This window comes from Streptomyces sp. SA15, assembly GCF_002291145.1.
In the GTDB taxonomy this organism is placed as follows: Bacteria; Actinomycetota; Actinomycetes; order Streptomycetales; family Streptomycetaceae; genus Streptomyces.
Map to the genome: position 1 here is coordinate 1 of NZ_NTGE01000181.1, position 11904 is coordinate 11904.

General features: G+C 70.6%; 14 protein-coding genes. 4 read left to right on the forward strand and 10 right to left on the reverse strand.

Features of this window, described 5'->3' with window-relative positions; all coding sequences use genetic code 11:
* The 4 genes from CLM62_RS39130 to CLM62_RS39145 all read right to left on the reverse strand — a co-directional run.
* On the reverse strand, positions 1 to 291 hold a 291-nt coding region (locus CLM62_RS39130), incomplete at its 3' end, for a hypothetical protein (RefSeq protein WP_143659228.1).
* Positions 292 to 341: 50 nt separating this feature from the next.
* Positions 342 to 1553, reverse strand: a complete 1212-nt coding sequence (locus CLM62_RS39135; protein ID WP_095754643.1) for a Dabb family protein — start codon at positions 1551 to 1553, stop codon at positions 342 to 344.
* 21 nt (positions 1554 to 1574) lie between these two features.
* Positions 1575 to 2099 carry an aromatic-ring-hydroxylating dioxygenase subunit beta gene (locus tag CLM62_RS39140; RefSeq protein WP_095754644.1) on the reverse strand — a complete coding sequence of 175 codons (525 nt, stop codon included), beginning with the start codon at positions 2097 to 2099 and terminating at the stop codon, positions 1575 to 1577.
* Entirely contained in the window at positions 2096 to 3448 is a 1353-nt protein-coding gene (locus CLM62_RS39145) for an SRPBCC family protein (RefSeq protein ID WP_095754645.1), read from the reverse strand. The genes CLM62_RS39140 and CLM62_RS39145 overlap by 4 nt, the downstream gene beginning before the upstream one ends.
* 188 nt (positions 3449 to 3636) lie before the next feature.
* Between CLM62_RS39145 and fdxA the strand changes: the two genes are divergently transcribed.
* The 3 genes from fdxA (at position 3637) to CLM62_RS39160 (ending at position 5981) form a co-directional block, all read left to right on the forward strand.
* The gene (gene fdxA, locus CLM62_RS39150; RefSeq protein ID WP_373559231.1) at positions 3637 to 3996 is read left to right on the forward strand and encodes a ferredoxin; all 360 of its coding nucleotides are present in this window, start codon (positions 3637 to 3639) and stop codon (positions 3994 to 3996) included.
* Complete coding sequence (locus CLM62_RS39155; RefSeq protein ID WP_306457965.1) at positions 3993 to 4994, forward strand: NAD(P)/FAD-dependent oxidoreductase; 1002 nt, start codon at positions 3993 to 3995, stop codon at positions 4992 to 4994. Before fdxA ends, CLM62_RS39155 begins: the two co-directional genes overlap by 4 nt.
* Positions 4995 to 5183: 189 nt before the next feature.
* Positions 5184 to 5981, forward strand: coding sequence for an IclR family transcriptional regulator (locus CLM62_RS39160; RefSeq protein ID WP_095754646.1), 798 nt, complete (start codon positions 5184 to 5186; stop codon positions 5979 to 5981).
* Positions 5982 to 6249: 268 nt separating this feature from the next.
* Here CLM62_RS39160 and CLM62_RS39165 read toward each other — a convergent pair whose 3' ends face one another.
* From CLM62_RS39165 to CLM62_RS39190, 6 genes are all read right to left on the reverse strand, one after another.
* Positions 6250 to 6606, reverse strand: coding sequence for a cupin domain-containing protein (locus CLM62_RS39165; RefSeq protein WP_095754647.1), 357 nt, complete (start codon positions 6604 to 6606; stop codon positions 6250 to 6252).
* Positions 6603 to 7376: an HpcH/HpaI aldolase/citrate lyase family protein gene (locus CLM62_RS39170; RefSeq protein ID WP_095754648.1), complete on the reverse strand. Its 774-nt coding sequence runs from the start codon at positions 7374 to 7376 to the stop codon at positions 6603 to 6605. The genes CLM62_RS39165 and CLM62_RS39170 overlap by 4 nt, the downstream gene beginning before the upstream one ends.
* Positions 7377 to 7403: 27 nt before the next feature.
* Positions 7404 to 8567 (reverse strand): amidohydrolase family protein, encoded by a 1164-nt coding sequence (locus tag CLM62_RS39175; RefSeq protein WP_095754649.1) that lies wholly within the window; start codon positions 8565 to 8567, stop codon positions 7404 to 7406.
* Between the two features lie 27 nt (positions 8568 to 8594).
* Positions 8595 to 9455, reverse strand: coding sequence for a fumarylacetoacetate hydrolase family protein (locus tag CLM62_RS39180; protein ID WP_095754650.1), 861 nt, complete (start codon positions 9453 to 9455; stop codon positions 8595 to 8597).
* Positions 9456 to 9615: 160 nt separating this feature from the next.
* Positions 9616 to 10011, reverse strand: coding sequence for a nuclear transport factor 2 family protein (locus CLM62_RS39185; protein ID WP_095754651.1), 396 nt, complete (start codon positions 10009 to 10011; stop codon positions 9616 to 9618).
* Entirely contained in the window at positions 9996 to 10448 is a 453-nt protein-coding gene (locus CLM62_RS39190) for a VOC family protein (protein WP_218835659.1), read from the reverse strand. Before CLM62_RS39190 ends, CLM62_RS39185 begins: the two co-directional genes overlap by 16 nt.
* Before the next feature lie 189 nt (positions 10449 to 10637).
* Between CLM62_RS39190 and CLM62_RS39195 the strand changes: the two genes are divergently transcribed.
* Positions 10638 to 11672, forward strand: a complete 1035-nt coding sequence (locus CLM62_RS39195; RefSeq protein WP_095754653.1) for an aldo/keto reductase — start codon at positions 10638 to 10640, stop codon at positions 11670 to 11672.
* Positions 11673 to 11904: the final 232 nt, after the last annotated feature.

Genomic DNA, 11904 nt, shown 5'->3' on the forward strand with positions numbered 1-11904 from the left:
GTCGCCGTCCACGTCGAGCGGGGCGATGGGCGCGTCGGCGCCGGTGACGAGCCGGTTCGCCACCCCGCCGTCGTCCAGGGACGTGTCGAGGTGGGAGTACAGCAGCGGCCCGGCCCCGTGCGCGGCGACCAGGCTGCCGCCCTCGGGGCCGTGCTCCAGTACCTGCCACTCGACGTGCGGCCACCGGTGTGCGCACCAGGCGCGCAGCTGGTGGGCCGCCGTCCGCTCCTTGCCGCGTGGGGCGGGGGTCGCGTCGAGCAGGTGCAGGACGTCGAGCAACTGCCGGCTCAAGGGCAACTGCCGACTCAAGGGGAGCTGCCGGCTCAAGGGGAGCTGCCGGCTCAAAAACGTCCCCAGTCGTCGGACGCCGGACGCCACACGTCGATGTTGCGCGGGTCGGCCGGCATCCTGCGGGCCCGGTGCGTCTCGTGCTCCTCCGGGGTGAACACCCGGTGCCGGTCGCACAGTTCGAACCGCGGGCCGAAGCGCGGGTCGTGCAGGTAGAACGCGATCGACGTCGACGCCGAGTGGTTGACGATGTCGGAGGCGATCGGCGCGCCCTTGTACAGCGCGCGGGCGCGCATCCGCATGACGTGGTCGAGGCTCTTCATCGCGAAGCACAGGTGCGCGGTGAAGTGCTCCTTGTTGTTCTGCACCGCGAGGCTGTGATGGTGGCGGTCCTCGCCGCGGAAGAACGTGGTCGAGCCGACGACGTAGTCCGAGGGTATGAACCTCAGGACGTTCTGGTAGAAGTCCTGGGTCTCCTCGTATTTCGCGGTGGCGATGAAGGGGTGCACCAGGTTGAGCGGCCGGATCTCGATGTGCGGCGGCTCGGCGTACTCCTGGAACTCGGTGAACAGCTCGATGATGAGGCCGTTGGGGTCCTTCACCGCGAAGCCGTTCTCGCACAGCGCCTGCTGCCGCTCCTGCAGCTCGAGGACCTCGAGGCCGGCGTCGAGGACGCTCTTGTGCAACTGCTCGAGGACCTCCTCGCTCTCCACGCTGTAGCCGACCGCGGTCGTCCACCCGTCGGTGCGCTCGGGCGCGTGGATCAGCTCGATCGCGTGGTGCTCGATGTCGGCGCGCAGGTAGGCGTACTCGTCCGTACGCTGCTCCAGCTGCAGCCCGACGTGGTACTCGAGGAAGTCGATCGTGGCCTGCATGTCCGGAACCTCGATCCGGGCGTACTCCATGCCGTACGGGCCGTGCGGGCGGGTGCTCACTGGGGATGTCCTTCCTGCAGCGAGCGACGGACGCTCGGCGTACTCGAACGAGGTGATGGCCTGCCGGCCGATGACCGGTCGCCAGCGCGTGTGCACGAAGCTCTCGTGGGACTCGCTGCCGAGATAGGCGAGCAGGTCGTCGTGAGTGTCGAAGTCGACGGCCATGGTGTGGGTGAAGGTCCGGTCGCGGGTGCTGATGTTCTCGCCGAGGACGAAGCCGCGCATGGCCGGGTACCGGTCCGGGAAGGTGCGCAGCTCGGCCAGCACGGACTCCCGTGTGGCCTGGTCGATCTCGTCGGCGAAGCGGAAGGACAGGGTGTGTCGGATCATCGGGTCACCATCCGTCGCCGGCTAGAGGATGAAGCTGAGCCGGGCGCCTGCCGCCAGCGACTCGTGGCCGAGGACCGAGCGCCGCAAGCGGAACCGCAGTCCGTCCTCGGTCGGCACCAGCACATGCTCGTACCAGCCGACGTAGGCGTCGAAGTGCCCGTCGCGGGCGCGGTGCACCACGAAGGACGCCGCCACCCGGAAGGAATCCTCCGTGTGCTCGGACAGCCGCACGTTGGACACCAGCCGGTGCGTGCGCGAGTGCGGGTTCTCGGCATGCGCCTTGCGGGACTTCAGGCGCTTGACCCGGGCGCGGATCAGGTCCCAGTCGTCGTCGACGAAGGATCCGGTCTCGTGCGGTGACCAGCCGGGGCGGTAGTCGGTGGTCGGGATCTCGTAGCGGGCGCCGGGCTCGAAGAGGGCCAGCCAGCCGTCGTAGTCCCAGTGGTCGAGGATGTCCGCCTCGGCGTAGAGGAAGTCCTCCACCTCCGGGCGGGTGATGGTGCGCCCCTGGCACCGCACGGTGTGGGTGTTGGTGATCGCGGTCATCGCACGTCCCTGCCCTCGAGGAAGGACGTCGGTCGCTCGCCGTGGACCTCGAGGCCGTCGTCGAGGCCGACGGCTTCGATCCAGTGCCGCCAGAAGCCCCGCATCGCGCCTTCGTCGGTCGACCTGCCTTGTACGCCCTTGACCTCGTCGGCCATGCCGCGCGACATGTCGCTGTAGTCCAGCTCGGGCACAGCGGTGGCCGCCGTGGCCTGGATGCCGCGCTGGACCGCCTCGTACGCCTCGATGTCGTCCGGCGTGGCGAGCCCGCCCGGGCCGACGAAGCTGACGACCGTCTTCATGCGCAGGGCGCGCGCGGCCGGGTCCTCGTCGCGCGGGACCAGCTGCCAGGCGCGCACGTCGGTCTGGTCGGGCGCCACCGGCTCCAGCTGCCGGATCGACAGGCCCTCGATGTCGAACAGCAGCAGGTTCGGGAAGACGAACAGGATGTGGCTCTCGTCGGCCACGTAGTGCGCCCGCTTCTCCCCCAGCCGCCGCGTCATCTCGGCTCGGTGCTGCTCGGTGCGCACCCGCTCGTCCTCGCCGAAGCGCGGCTCCCACAGCATGCTGATGCGCCCGCCGTGCCCGGTGAGGACCAGGAGTCCGTGGCCCTTGCCGAGGTTGTACGCGTACTGGTTGTCATCCGTGACGGCGAAGCCGCTCTCGCGCAGGTAGCCCACGAACGTGTTGTGCGTCGGCGCGAAGTGGTAGCCGTCCATCGCGTTCTCGACGGCGAGTTTCCAGTTGCCCCGCACGCTGTACTGCTGTGTGCCGGGCAGCGTGGTCATGCCGCCGACGTGCTGCTGTTCGATCATCGTCATGTAGTCCGCCGCGTCGCCGAGGTGCTCGAGCAGCGGTGGGACGTCGGGGTCGAAGGCGACGAAGACGTAACCCTCGTGGATCTCCAGGCGCGGGACGCCGCGCAGCCCCATGGACGCCCGGAACTCGTCGCTCGACTCGTACGCGCCGGCGTCGGGGATCGCGGCGACCTCGCCGTTGTTGCGGAACGTCCAGGCGTGGTAGAAGCACTGGAAGAGCCTGGTCGAGCCCTCGCTCTCGCGGCACAGCACGGTGCCGCGGTGCGGGCAGGAGTTCAGGAAGGCGTGCACCTCGCCGGCGGTGTCCCGGCAGAAGATCAGCGGTCGGCCGCCGAGCGTGCGGACCTTGAAGTCGTTGGGGTTGGGGATCTCGGTCTCGTGGCCGAGGTAGAGCCAGGTGTGCGTCCATACCCAGCCGCGTTCCCGGGTGAAGATCTCCGCGCTGCGGTAGGCCTCGCGGTTGACCCGGAAGGTGAGCTGGTCCCAGTCCTCGACGATCATCGGTGCTGGGACGGTCCGGGGGTTGCTTCCCATTACGGAGTATGCCTCTCACAAGTCCCGACCCGAGTGGCGTTTTGTGAGACGCCATCTCGTATGTCGCGCCAGCTTCTCCTAGCACACGCGGCAGTGTCAAGCAATCGCCCGACGGTTGACACCCCGGGCCGACGCCGTCATCATCCATTCCACGATAGAAGACACCATCTCGCATTCTGTGCGACCGTGTGAAGGGCAAGAAGCCCGTGCCGTACGTCATCACTCAGGCATGCCTCGACGTCATGGACAAGTCGTGCATGGAGGAGTGCCCGGCCGACTGCATCTACGAGGGCGACCGGATGCTCTACATCCAGCCCGACGAATGCGTCGAGTGCGGGCGCTGCGAACCCGTCTGCCCGCAGATCTCGATCTTCCACCACGAGGACCTGCCGGCGGAGGCCGAGCAGGCCCAGCGCATCAACGCCGAATTCTTCACGCTCGGAACTCTCGGAACTCTCGGAACTCTCGGAGCCGAACCGCTCGGCTCGCCCGGCGGCGCACGCAAGGTCGGCCGGGTCGGCCGCGACCACCCCGAGGTGGGAGCGTGAGCGGCTTCCAGACCGCCACGGGCGCCGGCCCCGAGATGTCCGTCGACCTGCTCGTCATCGGCGCCGGCCCGACGGGGCTGTACGGCGCGTACTACGCCGGCTTCCGCGGCCTGAGTGTCGCGGTCGCCGACGCCCTGCCCGAGGTGGGCGGCCAGATCACCTCGCTGTACCCCGAGAAGTTCATCTACGACGTGGCCGGCTTCCCCGCCGTCCGCGGCCAGGACCTGGTGGACCGGCTGGCCGAGCAGGCCGGGCGGTGGAACCCCGCCTACCTGCTCGGGCACGGTGTGACCCGGCTGGACGACGCGGGCGAGGGCATCGTCGCCACCACCGACGCCGGCGCGCGGATCTCCGCGGGTGCGGTGCTCGTCTGCGGCGGGATCGGCAACTTCGTCCCCCGCGAGCTCCCGGTGGGCAGCGAGTACCTGGACCGGGGGCTGCGGTACTTCTTGCCGCGGTTGGCCGAACTCGCCGGACAGGACGTCGTGGTGGTAGGCGGTGGGGACTCCGCGCTGGACTGGGCGCTGTCGCTGGAGCCGATCGCCTCGTCGGTGACGCTGGTGCACCGGCGTACGCGGTTCCGGGCCCACGAGCGCACCGTCGAGCAGGTGCACGCGTCTTCCGTGCGGGTCCTGACGCCCTACGAGGTCGAGAAGATCTCCGGCGACGGATCGGTGTCGGAGGTCGTGGTCGCGCGCTCCGGCAGCGACCGGATCAGCCTGCCCGCCCAGTGCGTCGTCGCCGCGCTCGGCTTCATCGCCGATCTCGGCCCCATGGAGCAGTGGGGACTTCAGCTGCGCCGCCGGCGCATCCTCGTCGACCGCACGATGCGCACGAACCGGCAGCGCGTCTTCGCGGCCGGTGACATCGCCGACCACGACGGCAAGGTCAGCCTGATCTCGATCGGCTTCGGCGAGGCGGCCCTCGCCGTCAACCACATCGCCGCCCTGCTCGACCCGGCACGCTCCCTCACGCCGGGGCACTCCTCCGATGCGTGAGGTCGTCGGGTGTTGTTCCTGCTCGGCTCCTGTTCACCGCCGCAGTTCGCCGTGGTGGAGCACCTCAGCGTGGTGGAGCACCTCAGCTCTTCCCGCACATGTGCGCGGCCCTCAACGTTACGCTCTCCAATACGGCGTTCCATTCAACGTCTTACCAACTTGCTAAGTACGGGACAGGAGCAAGAATCCATGGCCACCAAGGCGCAGCAGGGCACCGGCGAGCAAAGCGGTCCCGACACCACCGCGCCGACCATCCAGACGGTGCAGCGTGCGGCGCTGATCCTCGGCTCGTTCACGGTCGGCAAGCCGCACATGAGTCTCAATGAGATCACCGCGCGTCTCGGGGCGAGCAAGGCGACCGCGCACCGCTACACGAAGGCGCTGCGGGCGGCGAACCTGCTGCGGTACGACGAGCGCACCTCGCTCTACTCCCTCGGTCCCCAGGTGCTCACGCTCGCTGCGGCCGCGCGGGCCGGCCTGCCGATCGTCGCCGCCGCCGAGCCGTACATGGAGGAGCTGGTCCGGCGCATCGACGAGACGATCGTGCTGTCGGTCTGGGACGGCGAGTCGCCGACCGTGGTGCGCTCGGTGGACAACACCGCCCACATGGTGCGCATCAGTGTGAGGGTCGGCTCGCGTCTCGACCTCACTTCCTCGGCACAGGGACGGATCTTCCTCACGTTCCTGCCCCCGGACCAGGTACCGACGCTGCCGCGCTCGGTCCGCAGGTCGTCCGAGCTCACCGAGGAGCTCGACGCCATCCGGCAGCATGGGCTGTCGGTCAACTCCCCCGCCGTCAACGGGGTCCGCACCATCGCGGCGCCGATCTTCGAGGGCGACAAGATCAGCGGGACGCTGGCGGTCGTAGGCACGACGGCGACCGTCCCCGACGACGTCAAGTCGCCGATGGCCCAGGCACTGCTGGAGACCGCCCGCGCGCTGTCGCAGCGGCTGGGCACCTCGGACAGCGCACCCGTCGCCGGCTGACCGCTCACCGGGGAGGTGGGCAGGGTCACCGCGGAGGGCGGCGGGCCGGATGTCGTGAGCTGCACGTCGGTGACGGTGTGACAGAGCGGGGAAGGCCTCCGGGCGGGTGGATGTGTCCGGCATTCACCACCGGAGGTTCTCGATGGCTTGCGCCGACGCGCGCTTCGACCACGACCGTGCCGTGCATGCGGGCGAGGCAACCGTGCCGTGCATGCGGGCGAGGCAACCGTGCCGTGCATGCGGGCGAGGCAGGTGGTGGTCTGATGCGTCAGGGCAGCAGGTCGGTCCGCGGCGGGACGAAGAAGTCGATGTTCACGCAGGGGGCCTCGGTCGGCTCCACGTAGTGCTCGCTGCCGCGGGGAACCAGCAGGAACGACCCCGCACGCATGTCGTGTGCGACACCGTCCACGTAGTAGTTCGCCCGCCCCTCGGCGATATGGACCAGCTGGTCGAAGTCCTCGTGCCGGTGCGGGTTGAGCGTCATGCCGATCTCGAGCTCGTGATGGCAGATCATCACCTCGTCCGTCGCGTAGACGCGACGGCGGACCCCCGGCCGCACCTGGGTCACCGGCAGTTCGTCCCAGTTGACGACGGTGTTGAACAGCGCCGCGTTGCGTGTGGTCACTGGTTTTCCTCTCCGGCGGCCGCGCGCAGAGCGGCCGCCAACATCTGCAGGTCCGAGCCGACCACCAGGTAGTCGGCGTCACCGAGGCCCAGGTCCGCCGCGGCACTCCAGGCCGGCACCCAGCCGCCGAAGGCCACCGCCGCCGAGCGGGCGGCCTCGCGCACCCGGTCCACCGCGGCGCGCAGCACCGCCGGGTCCGCCGGCAGGCCCAGGTCGACCGCGAGGTCGGTGCTGCCGACGAAGCACACGTCGAGAGGGGCGAGCAGATCCGGCAGGGGATCGGTCCGCGCCGTCTCGATCTGGCCGACCAGCACCGGCGGGTCGCCCTGCTCGGCGCGCAGGAACCCGGCCAGCGGGAGGGCACCGAACCGGGCGGCCCTGTTGGCCAGGCTGACCGACCGGCGGCCGGCGGGCGCGAACCGGGTCGCCGCCACGAGTGCCTCGGCCTGGGTGACGCGGGTGAGCATGGACAGCTGGATTCCCGCCGCCCCGGCCTCCAGCAGCCGGTTGACGGCGGGGGCGTCCACCTCGGGGATGCGGACCAGGGCCGGCAGGCCGCACGCGTGGGCGTGGCGGACCACGTCGACGGCGTTCTGCTCGGTGAGGGTGGAGTGTTCGAGGTCGACGACCACGAACGCGAACCCGGCCGCCTCGGCCAGTTCCACCACGTCGGGCGACGCCAGCTTGACGAACGTGCCGACGGCGGGTCCCCCCGTCGTCAGGGCCGCGCGCAGTCGGCGCCGCAGCAGGTGGATGTCACCGACGGTCATCGCATCCTCCCCGGGCGGGTGGGCGTCTCATGCCGAGGGCAGACCGCGCCACGGCACGATGTCGACCTCGGCGCCGGCGTGCAGCACGACGGTCGGTTCGAGGCGCGGCGCGACGATCGTGTTGCCCGCGGCGTCGGGCAGGGTGACCTCCTCGGTCCAGTCGACGACCGTGACGTCGGCCCGCCCGCCGACCGCCAGGCGCCCGTAGCCCTCGGCATCGAGCCCGAGCAGCCGGGCCGGAGCGACGGTGGCCCGCCGGACGCACTCCTCGAGCGGCGCGCCGAGCGCGATCAGCTTGGAGATGCTGGTGAGCAGGTCGAACACCGGGCCGCGCCAGTTGCGCGCGCTGGTGTCGGAGCTGAGGACATCGGGCAGGAATCCGTCGGCGATCGCCCGGCGCGCCACCTCGAAGCTGAGGTTGCTCTTGCCGTGGGCGGAGTCGAACAGCACGCCGCGCTCCCGGGCCGCGGTGACGGCGGGGTGCACGTGGTCGCCGTCGAGTATCCCGTGCGGCTTGCCGGTGTAGCAGTGCGCCACGATGTCGCCGGGGCGCAGGTAGTCGAGGACGGCGGGGACCGGCTCCTCGGTCTCGCCGATGTGCACCATCAGCGGTAGCTGGGCCTGCTCGGCCAGTGACACGGATTTCTTCAGCAACGACTCCCAGTGCTCGCCGACAACGTCCTCGGACAGACGGATCTTGAAGCCGCGCACGATGTCGGGGTGGGCCTCGGCGGTCGCGAGCGCGTCCTCGGGGACCAGGGTGTCGGGGTTCAGCAGCTCGCCGAACCTGAAGTCGATCAGGCCGAGCACCGAGACGTTGAGGAAGTTGACGATGCGCAGCGGGTTCGCCTCGACCACCAGCTTGCGGAAGGCCGCGAACGTCGAGGCGCCGGCCGTGCCGGCGTCCGCCGCGGCGACGACTCCGCGGCGCAGGTGGGCCTCCTCGGCCGGGGCGCCGACGGCGGAGACGTACTGGAAGATGTGGGTGTGGCCCTCGACGAGGCCCGGCAGCACGGTGGAGCCGGTGACGTCGATCGTGCGGGCCGCGCCCGCTGCCAGCCCTTCCCCGATCGCGGCGATGCGGTCACCGGTGACCGCCACGTCGAGCCGGGCGTTGGTGCCCGACGCCGGATCGATGACGGTGCCGCCGGCCAGGACGAGGTCGTAGGACGACGCGGAGGAGATGGGCATCGGTGTGGGCTCCAGGGTGAGGGGCGGTCAGCTGACGGGTTCGATCAGCCGGTGGTCGTGCGGTGAGGCGTCCGCGGGACGCACGACGCGGGTGACAAGGGGCAGCACGCCGTCCACCTCGACCCGTACCTCGTCGCCGTCGGCGAGGAAGCACGCGCGGTCCTGGCCGGTGCCGGCCGGGGTTCCGGTGAGAACGACGTCGCCGGGTTCGAGGGATGTGAACCACGACAGCCGGCTGAGCAGATCGGTGACGGCGAAGATCATCCCGGCGCTCGTGTCGTCCTGCACGAGTTCGCCGTTGACCCGGGTCCGCACGCGGATCGCGTCGCGGTCGGTGAGGTCGTCGGGAGTGCAGATCGACGCGCCGAGGGGCGTGAACCCCGGGTAGCTCTTGGCGAGGGCGGGCACCGCCGTGGTGCGCATGACGTCGCGTGCCGTCATGTCGTTGGCCGCCGTGATGCCGGCGATCGCGGGCCAGACCTGCGACTCGGACGCCTGGTACAGCCGGCGCCCGACGACGACCGCGATCTCCCCTTCGTAGTCGGGTTCGGTCGTGGCGGGCGGGATCACCACCTGCGCGCCGGGTGCCAGGACGCCGGACGACGCGGCCAGGTAAAGGATCGGATGCTTTGGCAGGCCTCGGCCCGCCCGGGCCGCCTTCGACACGTAGTTGAGCCCGACGCCCCACACCGCGCGGGGACGGCCCAGCGGCGCCACGAGCGTGGCCCGGTCGAGCGGGATCCGCCGACGCACCGCGCAGGACGCCAGGCACCGCAGCGAGCCCTCCTGCTCGAGGACCGCGCCGACGTGTGGAAAAGCCGTGTCCAGCAGGGCGACAGCCCCGTCCTCGATCCGGCCCAGGCCGACCTGTGTTGTCACCAGTCGCATGACGGCATCTTTCAATGCGAGATGGTGTCGTGTCAAGCAATACGAGACGGCGTCATGTAAAGCGATACGGAGGTCAGGGTGCGGATACGCCGACACCCCGTCCGCACGAGAGGCGGACGGGGTGTCAGGGGGCTGGTTACGGGCTGCCGGCCCGGGGGCGTCATGCGAGCTGCCGCTGCACCTCGCCGCTGTCCCAGTAGTCCGTGCGGCGCGTGATGAGGCCGTCGGCGACGGTGAACACGAAGACCCCGCGCACGCGTACGGGGCGGTCGCCCGCCGAACGCATCCGGAACGTCATGACGTACGGCACCGCCGCCGACTCGCCGTCGACGAGGAAGCGCTCGGGCACGTAGTGCAGGTCCCCGAAGTTCTCGAGGAACCCGGTCAGCGCGGCGCGGTACTCGGCGCGGCCCCTGCGGCTGTGTCCCATCGACGACGTGTGCTCGTTGACGAAGTCCTCGGCCACGCACGCGACCGCGGCGTCGGCGTCGTGCGCGTTCAATGCCGCGAGGTACGCCTCGACGGCGGCGCGGGTGTCCTTCAGGACGAACCCCACTTCTTGCGGACCGAGTCGAACACCCGCTGGTCGTGGGAGATCTCGACGACGTTGCCGTCGGGATCCTTCAGGGCGCAGATGTAGCCGACGGGTTCGGGCATCTGCCGGGGCTCCCAGTGCAGGCAGCCCAGCTCGCGGGCCCGGTCCGCGAGCGCGTCGACGTCCTCCCGCGCAGGCACCTCGATGCCGATGTGCGCGAACGGGTGCAGCAGGCCCAGCTGGTTGCCCTTGTCCTTGTCGAACGACACCAGGACGAGCACGAACGGCGTCTCGGCCTGCTGGTCGTTGGAGAGCCAGACGCTCTCGCCGTCGGCGTCCTTGAACCGCTCGACCACGACCAGCGGAGTCAGGGTGGTGTAGAACGCGATCGCCTTGTCGAGATCGCCGGTCGGCAGCGCGAGGTGAGTCCAGCGGGCCGAGGTGAGACCGGTGGCCACGGTACCTCCATCGTGAGTGGTTCGGATTTCTTCGAGACTAGGCGCGCACGCGCCCGCGGGTCGATGTGCTGCGGGAACAACGCGCAGGCCGGGGATGCTGGCCCCGCGCGACATCGGTTCGGGGCCTGCCGCTGTGCGAGCCTGCGAGATGACAGCGACAGGGCGTCGGCTGGGAAGACGAGGCGCAACGTGCACTACGGGATTCTGGGTGGGACGGGCATCGAGGTGAGTCAGCTGTGCCTGGGGTCGATGATGTTCGGCGCCTGGGGCAACACCGACGAGGCGGAGTGCCACCGCATGGTGGCGACGGCGCTGGACGCCGGGGTCAACGTCGTCGACACCGCTGACGTGTACGCCTTCGGCGAGTCGGAGGAGATCATCGGCCGGGCGCTGAAGGGACGGCGCGACGACGTCGTCCTGGTGTCGAAGTTCGCGAGCCAGATGCCCGCGGGTCCGCTCGATCGCAACCGACGCGGCACCTCCCGGCTGTGGATCACGCGTGCCGTGGAGGACAGCCTGCGACGACTGGGGACGGACCACCTGGACGTGTACCTCGTCCACCGTCCTGACCCCCGCACCGACGTCGAGGAGACCCTCGGTGCGCTGAGCGACCTGGTGCGGGCGGGCAAGGTGCGGGCGATCGGCACCTCGAGCTTTCCGGCCGAGGAGATCGTGGAGGCACAGTGGGCGGCGCGGCGCGGTGGCCGCGAGCGGTTCACCGTGGAACAGCTGTCGTATTCGATCCTGGCCCGGCACGCGGAGGCCGCTGCCCTGCCCACCGCGCAGCGGCACCGTATGGGCGTGATGGTCTGGAGCCCGCTCAACGGCGGCTGGCTGACGGGCAAGTACCGGGCCGGCGCCGAACCGGCGGGAGACTCGCGCGCGCTGAGAAACAGCGACCACTTCGACTTCGCCGACGAGCAGGTGCGCACGCGCAAGGTCGCCGTCGTCGAGGAACTCGTGCGCCTCGCCGCCGACGAGGGCTGCACACTCGTCGAGCTGGCGCTGCGGTTCGTGCTCGCCCATCCCGGCGTCACCTCGGCCGTCATGGGACCGCGCACCCACGACCAGCTCCTGTCGCAGCTCACCGCGGTGGACCGGCCGCTGTCGGCCGAGGCGCTGGACCGGATCGACGAACTCGTCGCGCCGGGAAGCGTCCTCAACCCGCTCGACGTCGGCCACACGCCGCCGGCGCTGGAGACCGCGGCGCTGCGCCGCCGCTGACAGCGGGGTCGCGCACCCACGGCGGGTCGCCGGGTGACACTGGCGCACACACGGCGGGTCGCCGGGCGACACTCGCGCACCCACGGCGGGCGGCCGGGCGACACTCGCGCACCCACGGCGGGCGGCCGGGCGACACTCGCGCACCCACGGCGGGTCGCCGGGCGACACTCGCGCACCCACGGCGGGTCGCCGGGCGACACTCGCGCACCCACGGCGGGTCGCCGGGCGACAC